Here is a 25559-nt window from a genome sequence, read left to right as displayed (position 1 = left end):
GCCCGGGGCGGGCACACCGTGTCCGCCCCACCTGTTTTCCCCCTTTCCCCGTAGAAGGAGCCGCATGTGACCTCCGTGCCCACCCGTCCAGTCACCCAGGATGCGGAACTGACAGCCAGCTACCTGCAAGACGCCCGCAGCGTCATCGCCGGGCTGGAGGACGCGACCGTCGATCTGTGGGTTCCCGACCAGCGCTCCCGCGCGCTGGACAGCCTGTGGGTGCTCAGCCACCGCCTGCACGGCACCGCCGGCCTGTACGGCCACCCGCAGACCGCGGCGCTCGCCGCACTGCTCGAACGCCTGATGGAAGGCCGCGCCGGCCTGAACAGCGACTCGGCCGTGCCGATCCTCACCGCGATCCTCGAACGCGCCATGACCTGCGTCAGCAGCGCCCTGAACCGCATTGAGCAGGACCAGAGCGAAGGCGACGTGGGGCTCATGTTCGCCAGCCTGGACGGTCCGGCGCAGGTGACCGAACTGCTGCGCACCCAGCCCTTTGAGCTTGAAGCGCGCCAGGCCCACAGCGAAGAGCAGGGCGAACCGCCGTTTGCCGTGGTGAACGCCGCCATCTGGGAGGATTTCGGCCCGGAAGCGGCCGAACTCACGGCTGCGCTGCGCATCGGTCTGCACGCCGACATCCCTGACCTCACCGCGCTGTTCCGCGCGGCGCACACCCTCAAAGGCAGCAGCGCCATGGTGGGCCTCGCGGAGCTCGCCGAGGTCGGGCACGCCATGGAGGACCTGCTGGGGGCCGCCCGCGAGGACGCCGTCACCCTGGACCGCGCCATGCCGCTGATCGATGACGGCCTGAGCCTCGTGGATACCGTCCTGGCCCACGCCGAAGGGCAGGTGCGCGAAGCGCCGCACGCGCGCATCCAGGCGTACCGCGCGGCGGTGGCTGCGCTGCTCAGCGGCCAGGACCCCGCAACCCTCGTGGCCGCCACACCGGACGTTCCGGTTCCGGCGCCCGAAACGCGCCTGAGCGTCCGCGTGGACAGCAGCCGCCTGGACGGCATGCTCGACGACGTGGCCGGCCTCGTGGCCGCCCGCGCCCGCCTGAACGGCCTGTTCCTGCGCCAGCAGCAGGTGGCCGCAAGTCTGGACGCCGCTCACGAACGTGTGCAGCGCACCGTGCGGGACTTCGAGGAACGCTACCTCAACCCGAACCTGACGCCCGGCGGCGCGCCGGCCGGCACCCCCCTGGACCGCCAGCCTGACCGGCGCGCCCCCACGGACCTGGGTCTGCAGGACCGCCTCGCGGACTTCGGCGCGCTGGAACTCGACACGTACGACGACCTGAACATCCTGGCGCGCGCCGTGACCGAGCTGAGTGCCGACCTCGTGGAAATCCGCGCGCAGACCGCGCAGGTCATCAGCACCCTCGGCGACGAACTCACCGGGCTGGAAAAACTGACCCGCCAGCTGCGCGTGGAACTCAGCCGCGCGCGCCTCGTGCCGCTGGAACGCGTGACCGCGCCCCTGCACCGCTGGGCCAAGCGCCGCACCGACCTGACCCTGCGCATTCACGGTGAGGACAGCCTGATCGACGCGCAGTACGCCGCGCCGCTCGGGCAGTCGCTGCTGCACCTGCTCACCAACGCCGCCGTGCACGGCGCGCAGGACCCGGCCGAGCGCGCCGCTCAGGGCAAGGGGACGCTGCTGCAGGTCACCGTGGACGCCACGGTTGCCGACGGCCACCTGCGCGTGACCGTGCGCGACGACGGCCGCGGCCTGAACTTCGACGCGCTGCGTCAGCGGGCCCTGCAGTCCGGCCACCTGAGCGCCGGGGAACTCGGGAAGATGACCGACGAGCAGACCGCGCAGCTTGTGTTTCTCCCCGGCCTCAGCACCGCCGGGCAGGTGACGCAGGAAGCCGGTCGCGGCGTGGGCATGGACGCCGTGCGTGACGCTGTGGCCCGCCTCGGCGGCCGCGTGACGCTCACCAGCCGCCCCGGGCAGGGCACGGCCATCACCCTGCACCTCCCGGTCGCGCAGCAGATTGCGGACGTGCTGGTGATGCGCGTCGGCTCGCAGCGCGTCGCGGTGCTCGCCACGCAGATGCAGGGCATGAGCGTCCTGGACGGCGAGGCCCCCGAAGGCAGCGTGGACCTCAGCGTCCTGTGGGGGGAGGAACGCGCCGGGCAACGCTACGTGGCCCGCCTCGCGCTGCCCGTCACTGAAGATGAGGGCACCCTGAACGTCCTTGTGGACGAGTTCCTCAGCCTGGAGGAAGTCGTGCTGCGGCCCGCCGGCACCCTCCTGGGCGGGCTGGAGTACCTCAGCGGCATGACCACCCTGAACGACGAGCACGGCCACGCCTACCCCGTCGCCGTGCTCAACCCTTCCGGGCTGCGCCGCACGCGCGCCGCAGCCCGCCGCACCCAGCTGAACGCCGCGCCCAGCGCCGCGCACATCCTGCTGGTCGACGACAGCCTCAGCGTGCGCCGCCACGTGGGCCGCAGTCTGGAACGCTTCGGGTTTACGGTCAGCACCGCCAGCGACGGCCAGGAAGCCCTGGAACGCCTGCTGGCCGGCGAACGCGCCGACCTGCTGCTCAGCGACCTGGAAATGCCCCGCATGAACGGCTTCGAGCTGCTGCGAGCGGTGCGCTCCAGTCCCGCCCACGCCACGCTGCCCGTGGTCATCATGACCACCCGCGCCGGCGAGAAGCACCAGCAGCTGGCCCTGGAACTCGGCGCCAACGACTACCTTGCCAAACCTGCCGAGGAGCGCCTGCTGCAGCGCCGTCTGGGCGCCCTGCTGCCCGGCGCGGAGGGCCGGGCGTGACGGCCGGCGATGGGGCCTGCTGCCTGGTGGTGTCTCCCCACCTGTCACGCGCCCTGTCGCACGCCGCACTGATCGAGGCGGCGGGCTGGAGTGCCAGCACCGCCGCCGGCGGCCTGCACGCCCTCACGCAGATTGAACGGGAACGCCCGGCCCTGGTCACCATCGACCCGGCCCTGGAGGACCTGAGCCCCGCCGACCTGTACGAGATCCTGCGCGACGACCCGGCAACGGCGGACACCATCATCCTGATTCCCGGCGCGACCCTGCCCAACCGGTACGGCGGCCCGCGCGACGTGGTCGTCCCCGCCGGGCGGAGCACGCCCGAGGGGCTCGCGCGCGCCCTGCAACTGCTGGGTGACGCGCCCACCTGGGATGACGCCGAGAGCGCCGCCCTCGCCGGGGAACTCAGCACGCTGCCCCTCACGGACGTGCTGCTGTGCGCCCAGGAACTGCAGCTCTCGGGGCTGCTGCTTGTGCACCTCGGCGCCCGCCCCGCACACATGGTGCTGCGCCAGGGTGAAATCATCGACGCGGAGTGCGGCCAGCTGAGCCCGGCCCAGGCCGTGACGTTCCTGCTCAGCACCCGCACGCCCGGCGACTTCCGCTTTCACCAGATGCCGCCCGAATCCCTCAACGGCCTGCCGCGTCAGATTACCGTGCCCACCGCCCGTCTGCTGATGGAAGCGGCCGTGCACGTCGATCACGCGGACGCCACCGACCCACCCGTTTCTGCCCTGGAGGCCTCATGAATCCGTCCGACATCAACCCCCCCGTGACCGTCCTGGTCGTGGATGACTCCGTCAGCGTCCGCAAGGCCCTCGAACGCATCCTCGCGCCGCAGGGCTACGCGATCCGCATGGCCGACAGCGCCGAGAGCGCCCTGGAGAACCTGGAGCCCCTGCCTGACCTGGTGCTGGCCGACATTCTGATGCCCGGCATGAGCGGCCTGGAACTCGCCCGCATCCTCGGTGAGCGGCAGTCGGACCTGCCCGTGATGCTCATGAGCGGCATCGTGGACGAAGTGACCCAGCGCGACGCCCAGGCGGCCGGCGCACGCGGCGTGCTGCGCAAACCCTTCACGCCCGCCGAACTGCTGCCCGCCATTGAACCGCAGGTCCTGGCGGCGCTCGCCGTCCGCGCGGCCCGCACCGGGGAAGCGCCTGCGCCCAGTCCCAGCACCCCGGCCAGCACCCCGGCCAGCGCTGCCACCGCGCCCGCACAGCCCGCCCCGCAGAGCGGCGCCCTGGCTGGCCTGCGCGGCCTGCCGGGCGTGCAGGGCGCCGTGCTGTACACCGCCGACGGCGACCTCGCCGATCAGTTCGGCCCGGACCTGCCCGAAGCGTTCGGGATGTACGCCCGGTTCCTCGTGACGGCCGCCGCGACCGCCAGCCACCACCTGCACCGCGGGGACCTGCACGGCATCGTCCTGACGTACAGCCAGCAGACCCTGCTGCTCACCCCGCACCGCGACGGCCAGCTGCTCACGCTGCTCGACAGCGCCGCTGCGGCCAGCAGCGTGCACCAGTGGCAGGCGGCCCAGCTGAACTGATCCGGCCACCCGCCCGCCGCCCCGCGCCTGCGGGGCGGTTTTCACTGGAAAACCTTCAGGCGCGGGGCAAGCGAACTGAACTACACTGCCCGCATGGCCCCCTCCGCGCAGGTGGACGCCCTGAAGCGCCGCAACGCCCTCTGGAAGCAGCTGAGACAGCTGCCGCCCGGCGCGGCCTTCGAGGGGACGCTGACCGAACTGTCCGCCCTGACCGGCTGGCAGCGGGACCGGATCCTGGCGGGGCTGGGCCTGACGGCCGGAGACGCACATGAGCAGTGACCTCGTGCCGTTCGACTGGGCGCGCATGTTCCTCGGCGATACCCCCCCGCTGTTCCTGCTGGAGATCGTCTTCCGCACCGCCGTGATCTTCCTGTGGCTGCTGCTGCTGCTGCGCGTGACGGGAAAACGGGGGCTGGCCCAGCTCAGCCCGCTGGAACTCGCCATTGTGATCGGTCTGGGGTCAGCCGCCGGTGACCCGATGTTCTACCCGGAAGTGCCGCTGCTGCACGCCATGCTGGTCCTGACGGTCGTGGTGGGCCTGCAACGCCTGCTGAGCTTCCTCGTGATCCGCAACGAACAGGTAGAGACCTTCATTGAGGGCCTGCCGGTTGAACTCGTGCGCGACGGCGTGATCAGCCACGCGGGCCTGTCCGGCGCGAACCTCAGCCGCGAGGACCTCTTCGAACGGCTGCGCGCCCAGGGCGTCCGGCAACTGGGCGAGGTGCAGCGCGCCTACTTTGAGCAGGACGGCACCCTGACCGTCTTCACGCTGGGCCCGGACAGCCCCGCAGGCCTCCCGGTCGTGCCGCCCTGGGACCTGGAACCCCCACGCCTGCTGCTCGACACCGACGACTACCGCGCGCCGGTCGCCTGCCTGAACTGCGGCCGCGTGCAACCACAGGCCGAGCCCACGGACCACTGCACCTGCGGCAGCGACCGCTGGACGCCCGCCACCACCGACCCGCTCGCCCCGGAAAACGCCCTGTCCGGTAAGGCGCTGGGCAACAGCGGCGAGACCCGCGCCGCCCTGGACGGACAGGATGGCGGCACCCGGGGCGCCTCCACCGGCGCGCCCCACGCCTGAACCCCGCCGGGCAGGGCCTTCAGGCACGGCCCAGGGCGAACGGCCGCCCCGTCCGGGAGGGCGCAGCCCCCAGGCCGCTCAGCCTTCCGTGGACGCGCCCGGCCGGGTGGTCCACACCGGGTCCGGCTCAATCTGCTCCGCGGGCGCCTTGCCCGCCTCCAGGCCCGTACTGCGCGCCGTCTGCAGCGGCGTGACCCGCATGCCCGGCCCGCACTCGATCTGGCAGGACAGCCGCGCCTGCCCGAGCAGTCCCTTCTCACTGAGCTTCTCGTACTCCGCGGCCGTCATGGCGCCCGGCTCCCCCTCCTGAAAACTCACGCGGCAGGTCGTGCAGCGTGCCACCCCCCCGCAGCGGTGCAGGACGTCCACGCCGCCCCGCTCCAGCGCCAGCACCAGCCGCTCGCCCGGCTGCGCCTGCACGCTCCCGAAGCCCTCCACCTGCACCGTCACTGTCTGTGTCATGGCTCCAGCATGCCACGCCCGGCCCCCTCAGGCAGGCGTGACCGCCCGGTCCAGCCGCCGCCACGCCGCGACGTCCAGCAGCCCCTGAGGGGTGAGTTTCAACGCGGGAATGACCGTCAGCCCCAGGAAACTCAGCGTGGTCACCGGGTAAGGCAGCGTGCAGCCCAGCGCCTGGCACGCCGCGGTCACCTGCGTCAGCGCCGCGGCGGCCTGCGCCGGCGGCTGGGCCGTCATCAGCCCCGCGAACGGCAGGGGCAGCTGCGCCCGCACTTCCCCGTCAGCGACCACCACCACGCCGCCCCCCAGGTGTTCCAGCGCCCGCCCCGCGGCGCGGATGTCCTCATCCCTGCCGCCCAGGAAGGCCGCGTGGTGCGCGTCGTGCAGCACGCTGATCCCCAGCGTGCCGCGCGCCAGGCCCGTCCCGGACGTCCAGCACGCTGACCACTCCCCCCGCCCGTACCGGTCGGCCACCACCAGCCGCGCGTCCCCGCTGCCCGGCGCACCCACGCCGGTCGTGATCTGGTCCGGCCGCACCTGCATGACCGGCCACGCGGGCGGCACGTCAAAGGTCGCTGCGCTCCACCCGGCCCCCAGGGCCACGCCACCCTCCGCCAGGGGCGGCGTGACCGTGCCGGCACGGGCCTCCCGCCCGCCCACGAAGGTCTCCAGCACCTCAAAGCCCTGCAGGTCGCGTAGCAGCACAAAGTCTGCGTGGTACCCGGGCGCGACCAGCCCGAACTCATGCAACCCCCAGTACTCGGCCGGATTGCAGGTCACCAGGGCCACCGCGTCGGCCGGGTGCAGCCCACCGGTGACGCACGCCCGCATCAGGCGGTCCAGGTGGCCCAGCTCCAGCAGTTCATCCACGCTCACGTCATCGCTGACCAGCATCGCCCGGCGCGGCCGGTCACGCAGCACCGGCAGCAGGGCCTCCAGATTCCGCGCCGCGGACCCCTCGCGCACCATGAGCCACAGCCCGGCCCGCAGCCGCTCGCGCGCCTCCTCCGGGGTGGTCGCCTCATGATCGGACTGCAGGCCCGCCGCCGCGTACCCCTGCAGGTCCCGGCCCGTGACGCCCGACGCATGACCGTCCAGGCGCAGGCCCGACGCGCGTCCGGCTTCCAGCACCGCCCACACGGCCTCGTCGCCGCCCAGCACGCCCGGATAGTTCATCATTTCCGCCAGTCCCAGCACGCCCGGCACGCGCAGCATCCGGGCGGTTTCTGCCGCCCCCACGCACGCCCCGCCCGTCTCGAACGCACTGGCAGGCACGCACGACGGCGCTGACGCCCACACCCGCAACCCCGAAGTGCGCCCCGCCGCGAGCATCCACTCCAGCCCGCCCGGCCCCAGCACATTCACCAGTTCATGCGGCTCGGCCACCACGCCCGTCGTGCCGCGCCTCAACACGGCCTGCGCGAAACCCGCCGGCGTCAGCAGACTCGACTCGATGTGCACGTGGCCGTCGATGAAACCTGGCGCCAGGAACGCTCCACGCGCCTCCACCACCCGCGTCGCCTGAAATCCGCTGCCCAGCGCCGCGACGCGCCCATCGGCCACCAGCACGTCCGCTTCAAAGATCTCCCGGGTGGCCGGCTGAACCACACGTGCGCCGCGGACCACCAGATCCCCGCGTTCCTCACCGCGCGCCACGCGCACCAGCCGCCGCCGGTCCACCTGGCCCTGCCCTGTGCTGGTTCCAACCATGACGCAGTGTAGGGAACCGCCTCTGCCCGCGCCACCCCCGCACGCGGCACGCGGCCAGAGCGCCGCTGAAGGTCCGGGCCACAGGCCGGAAAGAGCCGTGCCGCAGTGGCCATGCCCGGCGGATGCCTCGGTTCAGGCGTGAACAGCCCGGAGTTCCGTCGGCGCACGAGACCGCGCTTCGCCTCGACCCGGCACCTCCTGCCACGACCGGGGACGGCCACCCCCTGAGCCCGGCACAGGCGTGTCCTCGTGCGGTGCGCCCAGGGCTGCGCTGGCGGGGTTACCTGTACGGCTCACGTTCAGGCCGCCTGCATTACCTGAACAGTCTTCACGCCCGGGACCCGGTCGCCACACGCACGCTCACCGCCGCGCCAACAGGGCTTCCTACGAGCCTGAACTCTTGAAGGTCCGCAACAGCGCGCCCCGTTCCTCCAGCGCCTGCTGAAACAGCGCCTGCTGAAACGCCCGCGCGTCATTCACACCTGCCCCGTCCGGCAGGGTTGCCTTCGAAGGCTTCGCAAGAGGGGAGAGCGTTCCGAACCGCCGCGCGCGGAACATGCCCGGGTGCTCCTCGACCACCACGGTCACCCCGTCGGGGAGCGTTGCAATGTGCGCCGAGAACGCCTGCTCCTGCATCAGCTCGGCGTGTGCGGCCCCCGCTCCCAGCTCCGTGAGCAGCCGGTCAATCAACGTGAACACCCGCGCGGCGTATTCATCGACCTCCGCACGGGTGGGCAGCGCGCCGCGGTGAATCACCCGGTTGCGGAACTCCGTGCCCAGGCCCCTGGGCGTCAGGAAGTCCGGTTCCCGCCCCTCACGCAGCAGGTACGCCAGGGCGAACATGCCCACCTGCCGTTCCGACTGGCTCGCCACGTGCCGCCACGTGCCGTCCAGCGCCGCAAGGGCCTGCGCGAAGGGCCGCTCCGTGCCGGCCGCCTGTTCCAGCGCGAAGGCCCGCACGTAGAATTCAAAGAACCGCTCCAGCGCCGCGGCGAAGCTGGCGACCGCCTCCCGCGCGTAGCCGTCCATCAGGGCCCGGGTGCCCAGATCGAACAGAACCTCGAATTTCTGCTTTCGCACCAGCACGCAGTACCGCGCCCCGCACCGGGCGCAGCGCAGGTCATGCACGCTGCTGTCAGCGAACTCCGCCCGGTTCACATGCGCGCAGGCCGGGCAGGTTGTGGGGAAATCCATACCCCGAGAATACGGCCCGCGTCAGGGCACGTTCCGCGCCCGGACATCGAGCGCGTACGGCTGCGCCGACGGCAGGGTCGTGACGCGCCCGCGGGCCTGCTGCCGGAACTGCACCCGCAACGTCACGGACCGGGTCGCTGCGTTCCACGTGAACGGCGCCGCCCCTCCTGGCAACTGGTCGGACGGCGTCAGGTAATCGGAGACCAGATAAGGCGTGAAGCTCTTCACTTCAGCCAGGCCCGCCAGATTCCGCATGTCCTGGCAGGCGGCGCTGCTTGCTGTGGCGAAGGTCTCTCCCGCTGACGGGACGCAGTTGGCCGGCGTGCTGCCCGCGCCGCTTCGGTACTCCCGCAGGACCTGCACGTTGTCCTCGGCCCAGGCATCTGGAGTCTTGTCCAGCGTGACCACCGAGCGGGGCTCCATGCGGTACACGTACAGCACGTACTGCGTGACCTTCCCGGCCGGGTCCACCTCGGGCAGCACCGCAGCCAGGCAGGGTCTCAGCGCCGAGCAGGCGTTCCCGCTTCCCGTGTTCACGCTCAGGCCTGAGGTGGCCACGCGGACCCGCTGCGCAGACCTGACGCGGTCCCCCACGTACCCGGTCAGGTCGGTGAGTTCGCTCAGGCCGCGCCCGGTTGCGTTCGTCCGGGTCGTGAGGTCCAGGGTGCTGGTCTGCCAGTTCGTGATCAGCACCAGCACCACGCCCATGATTGCCATGGCGAGCAGCAGTTCGATCAGCGTGAGGCCCCCCGTGCGCCGCAGCGCCGTGCCCTTCACGACGCAGGCCGCCCGAAATCAAGCGAGAAGGTGTACGTGGGCTGACCGTTCCCGGCGCAACTGAGGGTCACCCTGCGCAGGAGAGGGCCGCTGCTCGGGGACACCCAGGTCGGTACGGGATTGGACTGGGTGGCCGTGCAGGTCAGGCCGTTCAGGAGTCCGGCGCCGGGCGCGGCAGGAAGCGATCCGGCATCAAAGGTGCTCTGCACGCTGTAAGCGGTGCGGACCGACTCCATGAATGCCTTGGCGGCCACCGTGACCGCCTGATCGTTCTGGTTCTGGCGGTTGACTTTAAACAGTGTCGGCAGCAGCCCTAACACTGCCACGGACAGCGCCGTAAAGATCGCCAGCGCAACCAGGACCTCAATCAGCGTTAATCCTGCGTCTTTCATTTCACAATCACCTTTCCGAAAACGCCCGTCAGCCGGACGTCCCGCTTGATGTCCGGGTTCGCTGCCCACAACACCTCGAAGTTCATGGGGTCGGAATCGGTGGTGCCGTAGGGGCCCTTGAACTGCATGCTGTTGGGACTGCTCAGCAGCAGACTGATCTGCACGCCAGACGGCAGAGGCACGGTCCGCGTGGTCGGTGTGCCGCTGCAGGCGCCGCCGGGGTAGGCCTTCACGGTCAGGGACGGGCTGGCAGTCCGGACCGTGAGACTCAGTTCCTGACATGCGTTCAGGCGCTTGGCGTTCGTACGCACGCTGCTGACAGCCTGGGTGAACACCTGCGTTCCTTCCGTCACGGCGCTGCTGGCGCGCCAGCGGGCGTAATTCCCCACCCCAAGCGCCGCGAGAATCCCGATGATGGCAATGACAATCAGGACTTCCAGCAGCGTGAAGCCCCCGCTGCCCGTGCTGGCTGGTCTCACCGCTGCCTCCAGGAGCCCTGAATTTCAGCGAGCCGCTGGTTGCCGCGGGCGTTCATCATGATCTGCCGGAGCTTGACCGCGTCGAAGTTCACCGTGAGGTTCCCGGTGATGTCGGTGATCGTATCGTCGGTGGTGATGCCTTCAATGGGACCGCCACGCACAGCGACAGCGCCGTTCACGGTGAGGTTGCCGTTGAATTTCCCGCCCTGGTTGCCCCGGAAGTAGATCAGGCCGTTAAAGGTGGTCTTGCCATTGACGTTTGAATTGATGTCGCCGTCCACAATCAGCACTCCGCTGGAGGTGGTGTTTTTCACCGCGGCGTCAAAATCCTGCGCGCGGATGCGGCGCACCGCATTCACCATCGGGGGGAAGTTCCCGGAAGCGTCCGGGAAGGTCAGAGGCACGAGGGCGTCCAGTTCCGCGTCGCTCAGTCCCAGGATCTGCTGCGTGAAGAACGGATCGCTGCTGTTGCTGCCCAGCAGAGGGTCAGCGGCCCCTTCACACGTCACGGCCTTGCCGGCTGACTGGGTGCAGTCGTTCTGGCCGTCCATCTGAAAGTTATCCAGAGCGTTGGTGGTGGATTTCACCGCGATGGCGCCGCCACTGCGCATGGCCGTCAGATCCCGCAGGACCGGGGTGCCTTCCGTGATGGCCGGCGGCTGCCCGGCCAGCCAGTCGAGCCTCAGCTCGTTGGGGGTGGTGCTGCCGGCGCTGGCCGTGACGGCCTGGACGGTCGCCGCATAGCCGCCCACCGTGACCTTCTCGCCAACTGTGAAGTCAGCGGCGTTCGAGACGCGCTGCGTCATCGGGTCGGTGACACTGGCGGCGGTCTGGGCGGCGGCATTCAGCAGCACCGTGACAGTGCTGCCTGCGGCGAGCGACAGCGCCTTGCCCACGGGGCCCGGCACGCTGCTCAGTTGCAGCTGTGACCCGCTGATCCCGTCAATCCGGAACGTCTGTCCACCCAGCACGACGTAATCCTTGAGCAGCAGGCCCGTGGTGTCTGCGGCCGTGACGGAGGCCGTCGTGGCGCCTACAGGGATGCTCGCAGCGGCGCTCAACGTGGTGATCACGCCGCTCCCGGACCGTCCGGTGATCTCGGCGCTCCCATTGGCGTTAATGGCCGGGAGGGAGGTCAGGGCTGCGCGCGCCCGCAGGCCCGGCGGCAGGAAGGCCGGGGTCAGCTGGAAGTCCTGAAGCGCCACTTTCGTCGCCCCGTTCATCCCGCCGCGCGCCTCGACAGTGAAGTGGTTGGCACTCAGTGACGTGAAGGTCAGGGACGCTGGAATGGCCGTGGCTTCCGAGCTGGAGTTCACGCCACTCAGCCACGCCTGAAGGTCCGCCTGGGTGTTGCCGGTGTACGGCATGGTCGTCAGGCGCTGGTTGAGGCGGACCGTCAGCGTGTTCAGGCCGCTTTCCGCAGCCAGCAGCGCCTGATAGCTGCGGCGTTCGTCCACGCCGCCGCTGCGGGACCCGGTGACGAGTGTAGCGCTGGTGCTGGCCACAATCATCAGCACAATGCCCGTGAACAGCAGGGTGACGACCAGTGCCATCCCCTCCTGCCGGGCCTGCTCTGCTCCCTGCCGTCTGTTCATAAAATCACGATAACCTGCTCATCTTGTTAAGAAGCCCACACTTGCCCCACCCCCAAAAGGGGGTGACGTAAATATGCTGGCCGGGCGAATCTGCCCGCCCTGTCTATAAAAACCGCAGGTGATTAATCAATGAGGGCCGCCGGTCAGTCTACCTGCGGGGTGATCAGGTAGGTCAGCCCGCCGGAATGCGCGAGCCACAGCCGCTCAAACACGGCGCGGGGATAGGTGCGCCGCACGCCTGCATCGGTCGGCGCGGCCGGGTCGTTCAGCACAGGGTTGCCTTTCGCGTCAAAGCCAGTCAGGACCATCAGGTGCCCGGTGCTGCTGGCAATCGCGGCGCCGGGCAGTTCGCCGGCCTTCCAGCCCAGACTGACGGCCAGGGGCGTGCCGGCCGCCGTGAACTTCTCTGCCTCCGCCAGGCTGGGCAGGCGCAGAATCACGGCGCGCAGGCCCCACGTGCCCGCGTACGCTGCGTTGAACGGCCAGTTGCCCGTACCGTCGTACACCCGGTCAAAGGTGCCCTGCGCGGCGTCCGGGACGCTCACGTTCACGCCGTAGTGCGCGAGGATCATCGACACGCTCGTGGGGCTGCACCACACCTCCCCGCCATTCGGGTACAGCATCTGCGAGCGCGTCGGCACCTTCACTTCCCGCCCCCACGCTGCGCGGTTCCCAGGCGCGCCCAGCCCCTCGCTGCGCCGCGCCCGGTCGGACGTGTTGAGCGCAACGAGCTTCAGGGCCGTCCCTGCCCCCCGCAGGGTCACGCGGTACTGGTACGTGCTGGCTTTGGCGTTCAGGCGCAGCGTATCGGTCAGGACCTGCCCGGCCGCGTCTCTCTGCCCGTCCAGGGACGCGCGGTCCCCGGCGGCACTCCACGAGCCGAAGCTGTACCAGCGGGTCCAGGTGCCGCCCGCCTGCACCCGCACCTCCACGCTCACGCTGCCCCGGGCGGGCGTCACGGCATTCCAGGACGGGACCAGTTCATCGAACGCCGCCACGCGCACGGGCGCGGACGTGAACGTGCCGCTGCCTACGCCGGGTGCCAGGGTCAGCCCGGCCGGGCCAGCCGTGATGCCGCGGCCCTCGCCGCCCGCCCAGTCCGCAGCGCGCTCGTGAATCACCGTTGAGGAATGGGGATAGGTCATGGTCAGGGCCTCCGCGCGCCCCAGGCCAGCCGCGCCCACGGCGGCCAGAACAAGTAGAAGAGAGGTGCGCTGCATGAGTGTGCCCGGACTATGCCGCGCCGCGCCCGTCCGTTGGTGAGTTCAGCGGGCGCGGACCGGAATCACGGCGCGCCCTGCAGGTACAGGAAGGCTTCGGGCAGCGCCTCACGCCACGTGACCCAGTTGTGCCCGCTGGGGTACTCCCGGTACTGGTGACGGAGCCCCAGGTCAGCGAACAGACCCGCCATGCGCCGGTTCGGGCCGGTCAGCCACTCCAGCGTGCCTGTGTCCAGGCTGACCGTGAGGTGCGCGGGGGGCGCGGCGCGCAGTTCCTCCAGCAGCCACTCTCCGGCAGTCGTGGTGTTGATCACGCCGCTCGCGTCGGCTGCGCCGGGCCGCGCGATGAACGCCCCACTGTGGCTCGCCACGCGCGAGAACAGTTCCGGATGCCGCGCCCCCAGGAACAGACTGCTCAGCCCGCCCAGGCTCGCGCCCCACAGGCCCCGCACCGACGCCGTGACCAGTTCCCCCTCCACCCGCGGCATCACCTCGCGCGTCAGGAACTCCAGGTACCGCGGGTTCAGGTAGTACTCCTCGTTGCGGTCTCCGGGCTCCACGAACACCAGCGCCGCGCCTGGCGCCAGGACCGCGTCCAGGGCGCGGTCCATGACGTCCCCCAGTTTCCCGGTGCGGTAGAACGCCACGCCGTCCTGCACGTAGTACACCGGCAGCGCCGTGCCAGCGTACCCGTGCGGGGTGTACACAATCACCCGGCGCGTGCCGGGAAACACCTGTCCTTCCCAGGTCAGGCGGTGCGCCGCGCCGCGCCGCGCCGCTTCGGGGGCGAGCCACAGGGGGTGCCGGGCGTACGCGCCAACCACCGCCGCGCGTGGGTAAGGCCACCATGGGTTCAGGGACTTCTGCGGGTTGTCCGGGTCGGCGAACGCCTCGCCCGCCGCGTCCACCCACGCGTATTCCACCCACGCGCCGCGGGGCAGGTGCAACTGCACCGGTTGTCCGCCCGACACTGGAATCGGGTCGCGCTTGCGCCAGTCTGTCATGTCACCGATCAGGCCTGCCGCGCCTGCCGGGGGCGTGAACGTCACCACCTGCCCACTCACCGAAACCGCCATGGGCGCAAGTGTACGGCGACGGGCGCCTCCGGAGCGGTCACCGGCAGATGAACGCCCCCTGGTGTGGCCCGCCTTACAGAGCGGAGGACACCAGGGGGCTTCCGGGCTGTGCCTACTCGCTGCGGTCAGGCGCGGCGGGCGTCACGAGGCCCTGCGCGCTGCCGTAGCTGCGGTACTGATCGCGCAGTTCACGCTTCAGGATCTTTCCAGTTGCGCCAATCGGCAGGGCCTCGGCCACGACCGTCGCGTCGGGCAGCCACCACTTCGCGAACCTCGGCCCGATGAACTCCATCAGCGCTTCATGCGAGACACTCTGCCCGGGATTGAGCGTCACGACCGCCAGGGGCCGCTCGTCCCATTTGGTGTCGTCCATGGCGATCACGGCGCACAGGTTCACGGCCGGGTGCGCCATGATGGCGTTTTCCAGGTCCACGGAACTGATCCACTCGCCGCCGGACTTGATCAGGTCCTTGGCGCGGTCCTGAATGTGCATGTACCCGCGGTCGTCCAGCGTGGCGATGTCTCCCGTGTCGAACCACAGCTGGCCGTCCAGCTCGAAGAAGTTGCTCTGGCCTTCCCCCTTGAAGTAACTGTTCGCCACCCAGGGCCCGCGGATGATCAGGCGGCCCATGGTCTTGCCGTCGTGCGGCAGGCGCTGCCCCTCGTCGTTCAGGACGTCGAGTTCAATCAGGGGAACAGTGCGGCCCTGCTTGGCGCGCAGCGCGTACCCCTCGTCACTGGTGGGGTCCACGCCGTGCGGCACGCCGCTGGCAGTGCCCAGCGGGTGCGTTTCGGTCATGCCCCAGGCCTGCAGCAGCGTCAGGGCGTGCCGGTCCTGGAACGCGCGGATCATCGCTTCGGGCGCGGCGCTGCCGCCCACGATCAGGCGGTCCAGGCCGCTCAGTTCGTACGGCTCGCCGCTCTGCCGCGCCCGGTCCAGTTCGGCCAGCAGACCCAGCCAGATGGTCGGCACGCCCGCCGTGATCGTGACCTGCTCCTCCTGCAGCAGGCGGGCCACACTGCGGCCGTCGGCGAACACCCCGGCGTACACCTGCTTGGCGCCGTACATGGCGCAGGTGTACGGCAGACCCCAGGCGTTCACGTGGAACATCGGCACGATCGGCAGCACCGTGTCGGCCTCACCCACGTTCAGGGCGTCCTTGGGGGCGCTGGCCAGGGAGTGCAGCACCGTGGAGCGGTGGGTGTACACCACGCCCTTGGGGTTGCCGGTCGTGCCGCTCGTGTAGCACATGGCGGCCGCGTCCTGCTCGTTCAGTTCCGGGTAGCGGGTCAGGGGAGCGCTGTCCTGCACGAAGGTGTCGTAGTCATGCACGCCGGGCAGCGCGATGGGGTGCGGGGTGGGGCCCAGCACCAGGATGTGCTCCAGCGTGGGGCACGCGGCCTTGATCGCGGGAATCATCGCGGCGAACACGTTCTCGATCAGCAGCACGCGGTCCTCGGCGTGCTGCAGGATCCAGCTGATCTGCTCGGGGTGCAGGCGGATGTTCACGGTGTGCAGCACCAGTCCGGCGCTGGGCACGCCCAGGTACGCTTCCAGGTGCCGGAAGGAGTTCACGGCCAGGGTGGCGACCCGGTCACCCTTCTGGAGGCCCAGGTTCAGCAGCCCGCCAGCGAGGCGCTGGGCGCGGTCGGCCACCTGCCCGTAGGTGGTGCGGTGCTTGTGCGCAACGGGATTGCCGGCCTCGTCGCGTCCGGCAACGAGGAGGCTCACCACCTCGCGCGGGCGGTACTGCGTGCGGATGCGTTCCAGAATGGTCGGCACGGTCAGTTGAACGTCCATCATGTTGCCCTGCATGAACACCTCCGTGGCGCGGGTCGCGTTGCGGTTGCGGCCAACCGGTTCACCCGCACCAGCTCACTGTGAATGCGGGGAGTATAAAGAACTTTGGACTCGGATCAACGGTATGCCGCCCTGCCGCGGCGCAGGACGGGCTGACCGGATAGGCCTGCAAAGGCGACGGTCAGGGCTTGACGCGGCGCATGCCGCGCGGCGCGTCACCTTCAGGACACACGTTGTCCGCAGGCCGGCCGGACAGGGCGTCAGCCAGACAGGAGGTCCGCCAGACAGCAGGTCAGGAGGTGCGGCCCTGCTGGCCGAGCAGGTAAAGCTCCAGAATCTGCACGGCGGCGGCTTCGTCCTCGTCCTCGGCGCCCAGTTCACGGGCGCGGCGGGTGGTGAACCGTTCGTCCTGGTAGCGCACCACGTACCCTTTCTCGCTCAGGATCTTCCCGAACGCCCGCACGCGGTCTGCGCTGGGGCTCGGGCCACCGTCGGTGCGCAGCGGCAGGCCGAGCAGCAGTTCCTGCGCGCCGGTCGCCTCCACTTTCAGGCGCACGGCCTTCAGGTCCAGCGGCAGTCGCTTGCGGTCCACGCTGCCCCGGCCGAACGCCAGCCGGCCCGCGCTGACCGCGAACCCGATGCGCCTTTTGCTGACGTCCAGGGCCAGCACGACCGGCAGGGCGGGAGAGGGGAGGGCGTCGTTCACGTCCCGGAGTGTAGCAGCCGTCCCGAGCCCCTCCGCCCCCGAACGGACGTTAGGCTGGGAGGCATGACCGGACCTGTGATTCTGGAAGCCACGCGCGCCGGGGTGCGCACCCTTACCCTGAACCGCCCCGACAAACTCAACGCCGCGAACGACGCCCTGCTGCTGGCCCTGACGGACGCCCTGCGGCGCGCCGACACCGACGCGCAGGCCCGGGTGGTCGTGATTACCGGCGCGGGGCGCGGCTTCTGCGCCGGGCAGGACCTGGGGGACGTGTCGGGACGTGACATGACTTTCACCGAGCACCTGAACCACACGTACAACCCCCTGATCCGCACGATCCGCACGCTGAGCAAACCGGTGATCAGTGCCGTGAACGGCGTGGCCGCCGGCGCCGGGGCCAGCCTCGCCCTGGCCGGAGACCTGCGCGTGTGGGCGCAGTCGGCCAGCCTGATCGAGGTGTTCTCCAACATTGCCCTGGTGCCCGATTCGGGCAGCACGTGGTTCCTGCCGCGCCTCGTGGGGTACCACCGGGCGTTCGAGCTGATGGCTCTGGCCGAACGCGTCCGTGCCGACGACGCCCTGCGCCTGGGGCTGTGTGAGCAGGTGTTCCCGGATGACACCTTCCAGGAGGCAGTGCAGGCCTACGCCGAGCGGCTCGCAGCCCGCCCCGCGCACGCCCTGAACCTTACGAAGCAGGCGCTGGTGGCCGGCATGACCAGCACCCTGGATGAAGCGCTGGATCAGGAGGCTGCGCTGCAGCAGCTGGCCGGTGATCACTGGGAGCACGAGGAGGGCGTGACGGCGTTCAAGGAGAAGCGCACGCCTCAGTTCATCCGCGAAACCTGAACCCCTGAAAAACGCCGCTCCCGCCAGAAACGTTCGGCGGGCCGCTCCTGTTCGGGCGGCCCGCCTTTCCCGGCCGGGGCGTTCGCTCAGCGGCGCGGCTTACTGGTCCAGGGGATCCGGGTCACGGCTGGCGGCCTTGCCTTCATCCAGGTGATTCTGGTGGCGGAAGACCTTGTCACGCTCGTTTTCCAGCGCGACGCCGGCGCGGGCGTCGCCGGGCACAATGCGCTCGTCGCTGTGCTGCATGGTGGGGTCCGGGCTGGTGGGCGCCCCGGCGGGCCGTTCCTCGGGCGTGCGGTCGGCGGGCGTGTGGTACGGGTCGTTGTCAGGCATACGGGCCTCCTGGGCAGGGCGGGGAACGGCGTCAGGGATGTTCAGTTCGGTCGGGCCGGGCCGGTCGGTGAAGGTCACCGCGGAGGGGGTCACGGCCGGGCCTGCCGCGTCCGCGCTGGGCGTTGAGGAGGTGTCTGGCGCGGCCGTGACCGGCGCTGCGGGATCAGGTTCCGTTTCGCTGCCCAGTTCCGTGATCAGCCGTTCGCGCGCACGGATCTCCTCTTCCACGCCGCGGATCTCCTCCCGGATACCGGTCAGGACGTCCAGGTCCGCGCCGGCGTGGTACGAGCGGCCCAGGCGGGCGTACAGCGCGTCGAGTTCGCGGCTCAGGCTGAAGACCTCCACGCGCAGCCGCGTGGCGGACGCGACCTCCTCGCCGCGGCGCTGCACGCGCTCCGCGCCGCGCTTCACTGTGTTCAGAATATTGTCCAGCATACCGTCAGTGTGCTCCGCGCCCCCACCGCGCGGGGTGAGGGGAACTTGATGCAACGCTGGGTGTCCCTCCACCTTCTGCCAACCTGAGGAACAGTACAGTGACTGCACCATGAACGCTGCCGAGACCCGGGCGCTGCTGCTGGCGCTGAACTCCGCCCACGCCCGCGGCCAGCGGGCAGCCATCGCGACTGTGGTGGGCGTACACGGCAGCGCCTACCGCCGCGAGGGCACCCGCATGCTGGTTCTGGACGACGGCGCGCAGGTGTGCATGCTGTCCGGCGGCTGTCTGGAGGCCGAGGTGGTTGAGGTGGCGCTGGACGTCATCCGGACCGGCCGGCCCAGCCTCACCCATTACGACCTGTCCGAGGACGCCACCTGGGGTCTGGGGATCGGCTGCGGCGGCAGCGTGGACGTGCGTGTGGAACGCGTGGACCCAGGCGACCCGGTGAGCGCGGCGTGGCTGCACGCCCTGGCGCAGGGAGAGAAGGCCGCGCTGGTGGTGCCCCTGGACGCCGTGGACGGCGAACGGCTGCTCGTGACGCCCGCCGGCACCCACGGCGCCCTGCGCCCGGCGCTGCATGACTTTGCGCTGGCGCAGGCGGGCGCCCGCCTGACGCACCTCGAACCCCGCGCCGCGACCCTGAGCGCCCCCGACGGCACGCCCGTGTTCATCGACGTGAGTACCCCGCCGCCGCAGCTTGTGCTCTACGGCGCGGGACATGACGCCATGCCGCTCTCGGCGCAGGCGCACGCCCTGGGGTACGACGTGCACGTGATCGACCCGCGCGGCGCGTATCTGACACCCGGCCGCTTCCCTGGCGCGACCCTGCATCCACTCGCCCCGGAAGAACTCGCGGCCTTCACGCCTGGAGCGCGTGCCCACCTGATCATCATGAATCACCACCTTGACCGGGACCGCGTGTGCCTTCAGCACGCCCTGCAGTCCGGCGCGCCGTACGTGGGTGTGCTGGGGCCGCGGAGCCGCGCGCTGGACCTGCTGAGCACCCCGGAGGCTGAGGGCGTGACCTTCACAGCCGCGCAACTGGCGCGGTTGCGCTCACCGGTGGGCCTGCGCCTGGGGGCCGAGGCGCCTGAGGAGGTCGCGCTGAGCATCCTGGCGGAACTCATGGCGTGGCGGCGCGGGTACGACGGCTCGTTTCTCAGCGGCCACGCCGGACGCATTCACGACGCGCCGACGCATCCCGCCGCGCCCCTCCCCGTTCATCCGGCGCCGGGCACCCCGTGACCAGGTGACGGTAAGGTGCGCCGCCCTGCGTGGTCCGGCGGCGCGTTCCGCCCAGCCGGTAACTGTCCCTCTCCGGCGCCGGCCCGGGTGAATTGCGGCCGGGGTTCTCCTCACTGGCTTGGGCGTGCTGGGCCTGCTGCTGCCCGGCCTGCCCGGCATGGTGTGGTTCGTGCTGGGAAGCGCGGCTGCTGCCCCGGCCCGTGATGGGGCCGCCGGTCCTCGACGGCCGCGCCGGTCGGGGCAGCCCCCCTGCGCGGCAGGTGGACCGCACGCCTCTCCATCAGGGTGGCCATCCCGCTCAGTCCGGGCTGCCTTCCCGTGCTGGCCGGGCAGGTGGTGGGGGTCCTTCCGGGCGTTGCAGGTGTGGCGTCCATCACAGTGAAAGTCCAGCCCCGGCGGGACACCGCGGGCGGCGCGTAGACTCAGGGCATGATTCAGGGTGTTCTGGCCCGGCTGGACGATGCCGGGAATCACGTTCCGCGCTTTACGGCGCCCCGCTGCCTGCTCGAACGGCAGGCCGTGGGCGGCTGTGACGCCTGTCACACCACCTGCCCCCACCAGGCCATCACGCTGGGCACGCTGGGCGGCAGCGTCCAGATTGACCCGGCCGCCTGCACCGGCTGCGGCCTGTGCGTGCAGGTGTGCCCCAGCGGCGCCCTGGAGTACAACCTTGAGCCCGCGCTGCAGAGCGTACGTGACCAGCAGCGCCCGGAGAGCCGCGCGACTGACGACGCCAGCCTCACCTGCTCGCAGAGCGGTGCCGGCGGGCCCAGCCTCACCTGCCTGGGCCGCGTGACGCCCGCGCTGCTGTCCGCGGCGGGCGCATGGGGCGCACCCCTGACCCTGCTTCACGGTGACTGCGGGGACTGCCCGGTCGGGGCGCCCGACGTGCCCGCCCGCCTGGAGCGGGTGCTGGAGGAAACGCAGCGCCTGCGCGCCCCGACCGGCCGGCCCGCGCACGTGACCATCCGCCGCGCGGCGCCCGAAGACACGCGCCGCGCCCTGACTGTCTCCCGGCGCGGTGCGTTCGGGGCGCTGTTCCGCGCGGGAAAACAGCACCTCGCGCAGGGCATTCCGGATAGCCCCCTGCCGTTCGTGAACTGGAGTGTGCCGGAGGACCGGACGCCTCAGGAGTGGACGTGGCGCGCCCGCAGCCTCAAGCCCGCGCCGCCTGAGGACGCGGCGGTGCTCTGGCCGGCGCCCATCGTGGACGAGTCGTGCATTGACTGTCCGGTCTGCGCCAACGTGTGCCCGACAGACGCCATCACCCGTGACCTGCAACCGGACGGCGGCGTGAAGCTCCTGTTGAACCTGAGCGCCTGCACGGGCTGCATGGCGTGCCTGCACTCCTGCCCGCCGGACGCCATCCACGCACAGACGCACTGGCGGCCCGCGGCGTTCCGGGCGCCCCTGCTGTTGCGGGAAAGTCACAGCGTCATGTGACCTCGCTGCGCCCGGGCAGGCTTAAGGGCCTGTCCTTGGAAAAGGACCGGCCCACGCGCGCGGGATTCAGTCGGCGGCGGGTGCCAGTTCGTTCTGGGTGACGTTCGCGCCCAGGCCCTGAAGGCGCTGCGCAAGACGTTCGTAGCCGCGGTTGAGGTACTGCACGCCGTCAATCACGGTGCTGCCCTCACAGGTGAGGCCCGCGATAAACAGGGCGGCGCCGGCGCGCAGGTCGGCCGCCTTCACCGGAGCGGCGTGCAGGGCCGCTCCCTGAATCACCTGGGTGTAGCCGCTGACGGTGATGTTGGCGCCCATGCGGTGAAGTTCAGCGACATGCGTCAGCCGGTCCGGATACACGGGGTCCTGAACCACGCTGGTGCCGGGCACGGTCGCCAGCAGGGCACTCATCTGGGGCTGCAGGTCGGTGGGGAACCCGGGGTAGCTCTGCGTGGTGATGTTCACGGGTTTCAGCTGCCGGTTCCGGGCGTCCACGGTCAGGCGGCTGCCCTCTTCAGTCACGTCAACGCCCATCTCCTGCAGCTTGCCGATCACGGCGCGCAGGTGGTCGGGCCGGGTGTTCGTGACTGTGAAGCAGCTGCGGGTGGCGGCCGCCAGCATCATGAATGTGCCCGCCTCGATGCGGTCGGGAATCACGGTGTACTCGCCGCCCCGCAGGTGCGGCACGCCGCGGATGGTCAGGGTGTTCGTGCCGGCCCCCTGGATGTCCGCGCCGAGCCTGTTCAGGAACTCGATCAGTTCCACAACGTCCGTGTCGATGCTGGCGTTCTCCAGCGTCACCACGCTGTCTCCGAGCGTGGCGGCCAGAATGGCGTTGTGCGTGCCGCCCACGGTGAGCAGCTCGAAGATGAAATGCCCGCTGAGGCTGCCGCGGCGCACCGCATCGAAATTCCCGCCGTCCTCGCTGAGTTCGGCGCCCAGGGCGCGCAGCGCCTTGACGTGCTGATCCACGGGACGCGGCCCCCAGGCGCAGCCGCCCGGCATGGACACGGTGGCTTTTCCAGCGCGTGCCAGGATGGCGCCCAGCACAATGAAGCTGGCGCGCATCTTGCTGACCAGCGCGTAGGGCGCGTCAGTGTTCACGATCTGCGGGGTGTGCAGTTCGAGACTGTTGGGTCCCACCCAGCTGTGGTGGGTGCCCAGGTGGGCCATCAGGTCCAGGATGGTGTACACGTCGCTCAGGCGGGGCACGCCATGCAGGGTGATCCGTTCACTGCTCAGCAGGGTGGCAACAATAATGGGCAGCGCGGCGTTCTTGCTGCCCTGGACGGCGATTTCGCCGCGCAGTTCGCGGCCTCCCTGGACGTGCAGTGGGGTCAGGTGCATGGGTTTCCTTTCAGACGGCCAGGCGCCGGGCGCCAGCCGGAGGGTGGGATGAAGTGTCGAGCGACGCGCGGCATGAGTGCATGTTACACATCGTGCTCATAGGGCGTCCACACCGACCATACAGGGCGTGAGTTCCAGGCGGATGAGCCGCGTCATCAGAGTCAGGCGGCCCGAAGCTTCATGTTGAGGGGCCTCCAGAGGCGTGATACGCTGCCAGCACGGACCGTGCCACACCGCCCCCAGCGCGCCTGCGGCGCGGCGTGTGGCTCCCCCGCTCAGGAGAGGCATGCCCAAGAAGGAACGCAAACGGCTGCAGGTGGTGATCAGCGACGAGCAGGACGCCCTGCTGACCCGCACAGCCTATGAACTGTCCAGCCCGGAACGCCTGATCAGCAAAAGCGAGGTCGTACGGCTCGCCATCGAAAAGATCGCCCGTGAACTCGGTGAGGGCGAGAACCTTGATCAGTACCGCGCCATTCTCGACACGGAACTGCTCTCCGACGACAGCTGACAGAACCACACCCCCGCGCCGCCCCTGAGTGTTCAGGGGCGGCGCGGGCCATCTGTGCCGGAAACAGGTGTCTCTAACGGCTCTGCGCCGTCACCACACCCGGCAGGACCCGGCGCGCCCCGACGAACCGCGGCGCCCAGTACCGGTCGGCACTCAGGCGATCCACCGACACCCGCCCCCGGTAGGAATTGGCGCTGATGAACTGATCGTCCCCCAGGTAGATGCCCACGTGCGACACCCGCCCGGTTCCCCCGGTGTCGAAGAACACCAGGTCGCCTGCCGACAGCTCTGCCAGTGGAACGTCCTGCCCCACGCGGGCCTGCTCGGCACTGGTGCGGGGCAACGAGAACCCCAGCGGCGTGAAAACCTGCAGGACGAATCCGCTGCAGTCGGTCCCGGTGGGGCTGCTGCCCCCGAACACGTACGGCGTGTCCAGCAGCGCCATCGCGGCCCCACGCCACGACGTGGCGTCCGGGAGAACGGTGGTCACGGCCGCGCCGGGCACCTGGGCGCCCGGCATGGGCGCTCCAGGCTGCAGGACTGGCGTGACCTGCGCCGGCGCCGCCGGCTGGAACGGTGACCCGCTCACCCCGCCGGCCGGCAGAGTCCGGGGCGTCGTGGCCGGCGCCGCCGGTCCCACGGCCAGTGGGGCAAGCGCCGCACCCGGAGGCAGGGTCAGCACCTGCCCTACCTTCAGCACGGCGTCCTGGGGCAGGTTGCTGGCCGCCAGAAGGGCGTCTACGGTCACGCCTGCCCGGCGCGCCAGTCCGTACAGCGTGTCACCAGGCTGCACCCCATACGTCTGTGGGGGGGCTGGCTTCAGCAGCAGCAGCTGGCCCACCTTCAGGTCAGCGCTGCTCAGACTGTTCAGGGTCAGGAGTTCCGGCACGCTCAGGCCGGCGCGGCGCGCCAGACTGTAGGCCGTGTCTCCCACCTGCACGGTCACCGTGGCCTGCCCACGCAGGTCACCCGCGCTGGCCGTCACGGCACCCTGCGCGCCCGCACCGCCCACAAGGAGCGCGCCGGTCAGCAGTAGGGGAAGAAAGGATCGGATCTGGATCATGAGGAGTCGAAAAGGCAGGCCCACCGGCGTGAGACCCCGGTGAAGAAACCATTTGAACCTGACCCGCGCACCGTAACACGCCTGCCCCGCGGCTGCCAAGCACACCCCCCGTTCGGTTGAGCGGGCCACCCCGGGCGCGCCGTGACCCGCACACACGGGGCGCGCCGGTCAGGCGCGTATGGTGGGCGGGTGATCGCCCGCACCCAGGCGTGGCGGACGCGCACCTTCAGCGCGCTGCGCCACGCCCACTACCGCCGCTACTGGTTTTCGCAACTGCTGTCCCTGGTGGGGTCCTGGATGCAGGCCACGGCCCAGCAGTACCTCGTGCTGGAACTGTCCGGCGGCAGCAGCGCGGCCCTCGGCTGGGTGACCGTCGCGCAGTTCACGCCCAGCCTGCTGCTCTCCCTGTTCGCGGGCGCCGTGATTGACCGGGTCCCCAGGCGGCGCGTCCTGCTGGGCACGCAGATCGCGCTGCTGTGCACGGCCACCGCCCTGGCCATCACCACCCACCTGGGCGTCGTGAGCCTCCCGCTGGTGATGGTCATCGCCTTTCTGAGCGGCACCGCCAACGCCTTTGACATGCCTGCCCGGCAGAGCATGGTCCTGGACTTCGTGCCCCGCAGTGACGTGTCCAACGCCGTGGCCCTGAACAGCCTGTCTTTCAACGTGAGCCGCACGCTGGGGCAGGCGCTGTTCGGCGTGGTTGCCGCGCTCGGCGTGAATCTGCTGGCCGGCGGCAGCAGCGACAACATCGCGCGCCTGGCCCTGCCCTTCTACCTGAACGTCGCGTCATTCTTCGTGGTTCTGTATGTCATCGCCACGCTGCCCTTCCCTCACCGTGACACCGGCGCGCGCGGCAGCATGCTCGAAGACGTGAAAGAAGGCCTGCGGTACGTGCGGGGCACGCCAGCGGTACGCAACGTGATGCTCCTCGTCGGCGCGATGAGTCTGACCATCATTAACTTCAACGTGATCATCCCGTACTACGCCCGCGTGGTGTTCGGCGCGCGCGAAGCCACTTTCGGCGCCCTCTCCGCTGCGTTCGGTGTCGGCGCCATGGCGGGGGCGCTGTGGCAGGCGAGTAAACCCAACCCGCTGCGCAATCTGCGCGTCGGCGCGATCATCCTGATCGTCAGCGCCGTGCTGCTGGCCCTGACCCCCGGCCCGCTGCCTGCCTTCCCCGTGCTGGCCGCCTGCGGCTTCGGAATGCTGAGCCTGCTCGTCAGTGCCAACAGCACCGTGCAGCTCACCATTCCAGACGCCCTGCGCGGCCGCGTGATGAGTCTGTACTCCTTCGTGCTGGTGGGCATGGGCCCTCCCGGCGCGCTGATTGCCAGTACCCTGATCAGCCGGGAAGGGCCCCTCGGGCCGCGCGCCGGCCTGATCGCGCTGGCCGCGCTGGGCCTGCTGGCCGTCCTGCTTCTCTGGACCCGCTTGCCCCGCCGCCTCGAACGGCCCGCCGCCAGCGACTGAGCGACGCCCGCCGGTCAGAACTCTGAACCACGTGTA

At 70.3% G+C, this 25559-nt stretch carries 24 protein-coding genes; 10 read left to right on the top strand and 14 right to left on the bottom strand.

Annotated elements, in window-relative coordinates:
* Positions 1-66 precede the first annotated feature (66 nt).
* The 5 genes from LAJ19_RS10580 to LAJ19_RS10560 all read left to right on the top strand — a co-directional run bounded on the left by LAJ19_RS10580 (position 67) and on the right by LAJ19_RS10560 (position 5420).
* On the top strand, positions 67-2787 hold the full coding sequence (locus tag LAJ19_RS10580; protein WP_225475722.1) for a hybrid sensor histidine kinase/response regulator: 2721 nt from the start codon (positions 67-69) through the stop codon (positions 2785-2787).
* Complete coding sequence (locus LAJ19_RS10575) at positions 2784-3536, top strand: DUF4388 domain-containing protein (protein ID WP_225475721.1); 753 nt, start codon at positions 2784-2786, stop codon at positions 3534-3536. The genes LAJ19_RS10580 and LAJ19_RS10575 overlap by 4 nt, the downstream gene beginning before the upstream one ends.
* Entirely contained in the window at positions 3533-4336 is an 804-nt protein-coding gene (locus LAJ19_RS10570; RefSeq protein ID WP_225475720.1) for a response regulator, read from the top strand. Before LAJ19_RS10575 ends, LAJ19_RS10570 begins: the two co-directional genes overlap by 4 nt.
* Before the next feature lie 93 nt (positions 4337-4429).
* A complete protein-coding gene (locus LAJ19_RS10565; RefSeq protein WP_225475719.1) occupies positions 4430-4615 on the top strand; it encodes a hypothetical protein in 186 nt (61 codons plus the stop codon).
* Positions 4605-5420, top strand: coding sequence for a DUF421 domain-containing protein (locus LAJ19_RS10560; RefSeq protein ID WP_225475718.1), 816 nt, complete (start codon positions 4605-4607; stop codon positions 5418-5420). The genes LAJ19_RS10565 and LAJ19_RS10560 overlap by 11 nt, the downstream gene beginning before the upstream one ends.
* Before the next feature lie 78 nt (positions 5421-5498).
* Here the strand turns inward: LAJ19_RS10560 and LAJ19_RS10555 are convergent, their stop codons facing one another.
* From LAJ19_RS10555 to LAJ19_RS10505, 11 genes are all read right to left on the bottom strand, one after another.
* A complete protein-coding gene (locus LAJ19_RS10555) occupies positions 5499-5882 on the bottom strand; it encodes a 2Fe-2S iron-sulfur cluster-binding protein (protein WP_225475717.1) in 384 nt (127 codons plus the stop codon).
* 27 nt (positions 5883-5909) lie between these two features.
* Positions 5910-7589, bottom strand: coding sequence for an adenine deaminase (locus LAJ19_RS10550; protein WP_225475716.1), 1680 nt, complete (start codon positions 7587-7589; stop codon positions 5910-5912).
* A gap of 384 nt (positions 7590-7973) precedes the next feature.
* Positions 7974-8783 carry a hypothetical protein gene (locus tag LAJ19_RS10545; RefSeq protein WP_225475715.1) on the bottom strand — a complete coding sequence of 270 codons (810 nt, stop codon included), beginning with the start codon at positions 8781-8783 and terminating at the stop codon, positions 7974-7976.
* Positions 8784-8804: 21 nt separating this feature from the next.
* A complete protein-coding gene (locus LAJ19_RS10540) occupies positions 8805-9560 on the bottom strand; it encodes a PulJ/GspJ family protein (RefSeq protein WP_225475714.1) in 756 nt (251 codons plus the stop codon).
* Entirely contained in the window at positions 9557-9952 is a 396-nt protein-coding gene (locus LAJ19_RS10535) for a prepilin-type N-terminal cleavage/methylation domain-containing protein (RefSeq protein WP_225475713.1), read from the bottom strand. Before LAJ19_RS10535 ends, LAJ19_RS10540 begins: the two co-directional genes overlap by 4 nt.
* A complete protein-coding gene (locus LAJ19_RS10530; protein ID WP_225475712.1) occupies positions 9949-10431 on the bottom strand; it encodes a prepilin-type N-terminal cleavage/methylation domain-containing protein in 483 nt (160 codons plus the stop codon). Before LAJ19_RS10530 ends, LAJ19_RS10535 begins: the two co-directional genes overlap by 4 nt.
* Complete coding sequence (locus tag LAJ19_RS10525) at positions 10428-12026, bottom strand: pilus assembly PilX N-terminal domain-containing protein (protein WP_225475711.1); 1599 nt, start codon at positions 12024-12026, stop codon at positions 10428-10430. The genes LAJ19_RS10530 and LAJ19_RS10525 overlap by 4 nt, the downstream gene beginning before the upstream one ends.
* A gap of 143 nt (positions 12027-12169) precedes the next feature.
* Complete coding sequence (locus LAJ19_RS10520) at positions 12170-13246, bottom strand: C39 family peptidase (RefSeq protein ID WP_225475710.1); 1077 nt, start codon at positions 13244-13246, stop codon at positions 12170-12172.
* Positions 13247-13311: 65 nt separating this feature from the next.
* Positions 13312-14322: an alpha/beta hydrolase gene (locus LAJ19_RS10515; protein ID WP_225475709.1), complete on the bottom strand. Its 1011-nt coding sequence runs from the start codon at positions 14320-14322 to the stop codon at positions 13312-13314.
* Positions 14323-14434: 112 nt separating this feature from the next.
* A complete protein-coding gene (locus LAJ19_RS10510) occupies positions 14435-16138 on the bottom strand; it encodes a long-chain fatty acid--CoA ligase (protein WP_225475708.1) in 1704 nt (567 codons plus the stop codon).
* Between the two features lie 277 nt (positions 16139-16415).
* Entirely contained in the window at positions 16416-16829 is a 414-nt protein-coding gene (locus tag LAJ19_RS10505) for a RuvX/YqgF family protein (protein ID WP_225475707.1), read from the bottom strand.
* Between the two features lie 63 nt (positions 16830-16892).
* Between LAJ19_RS10505 and LAJ19_RS10500 the strand changes: the two genes are divergently transcribed.
* Positions 16893-17675 carry an enoyl-CoA hydratase-related protein gene (locus LAJ19_RS10500; protein ID WP_225475706.1) on the top strand — a complete coding sequence of 261 codons (783 nt, stop codon included), beginning with the start codon at positions 16893-16895 and terminating at the stop codon, positions 17673-17675.
* A gap of 99 nt (positions 17676-17774) precedes the next feature.
* On the opposite strand, the gene LAJ19_RS10495 is transcribed toward LAJ19_RS10500, so the two are convergent.
* Positions 17775-18443 carry a hypothetical protein gene (locus LAJ19_RS10495; RefSeq protein WP_225475705.1) on the bottom strand — a complete coding sequence of 223 codons (669 nt, stop codon included), beginning with the start codon at positions 18441-18443 and terminating at the stop codon, positions 17775-17777.
* 109 nt (positions 18444-18552) lie between these two features.
* Here LAJ19_RS10495 and LAJ19_RS10490 point away from each other — a divergent pair, with 109 nt between their 5' ends.
* Both LAJ19_RS10490 and LAJ19_RS10485 read left to right on the top strand, forming a co-directional pair.
* Positions 18553-19689 carry an XdhC family protein gene (locus tag LAJ19_RS10490; protein WP_225475704.1) on the top strand — a complete coding sequence of 379 codons (1137 nt, stop codon included), beginning with the start codon at positions 18553-18555 and terminating at the stop codon, positions 19687-19689.
* A gap of 429 nt (positions 19690-20118) precedes the next feature.
* Positions 20119-21132 carry a 4Fe-4S dicluster domain-containing protein gene (locus LAJ19_RS10485; RefSeq protein WP_225475703.1) on the top strand — a complete coding sequence of 338 codons (1014 nt, stop codon included), beginning with the start codon at positions 20119-20121 and terminating at the stop codon, positions 21130-21132.
* A 66-nt stretch (positions 21133-21198) separates the two neighbouring features.
* Here the strand turns inward: LAJ19_RS10485 and murA are convergent, their stop codons facing one another.
* Positions 21199-22476: a UDP-N-acetylglucosamine 1-carboxyvinyltransferase gene (gene murA, locus LAJ19_RS10480; protein ID WP_225475702.1), complete on the bottom strand. Its 1278-nt coding sequence runs from the start codon at positions 22474-22476 to the stop codon at positions 21199-21201.
* A 286-nt stretch (positions 22477-22762) separates the two neighbouring features.
* Between murA and LAJ19_RS10475 the strand changes: the two genes are divergently transcribed.
* Entirely contained in the window at positions 22763-22987 is a 225-nt protein-coding gene (locus LAJ19_RS10475; RefSeq protein ID WP_225475701.1) for a transcriptional regulator, read from the top strand.
* A gap of 73 nt (positions 22988-23060) precedes the next feature.
* On the opposite strand, the gene LAJ19_RS10470 is transcribed toward LAJ19_RS10475, so the two are convergent.
* Positions 23061-24050, bottom strand: a complete 990-nt coding sequence (locus LAJ19_RS10470) for a C40 family peptidase (RefSeq protein WP_225475700.1) — start codon at positions 24048-24050, stop codon at positions 23061-23063.
* 189 nt (positions 24051-24239) lie between these two features.
* Between LAJ19_RS10470 and LAJ19_RS10465 the strand changes: the two genes are divergently transcribed.
* Positions 24240-25523, top strand: coding sequence for an MFS transporter (locus LAJ19_RS10465; protein WP_225475699.1), 1284 nt, complete (start codon positions 24240-24242; stop codon positions 25521-25523).
* The last annotated feature ends 36 nt before the right edge of the window (positions 25524-25559 follow it).

This window comes from Deinococcus taeanensis, assembly GCF_020229735.1.
GTDB classification, from domain to species: domain Bacteria; phylum Deinococcota; class Deinococci; order Deinococcales; family Deinococcaceae; genus Deinococcus; species Deinococcus taeanensis.
This window is presented reverse-complemented; position numbering and strand designations above follow the sequence as displayed.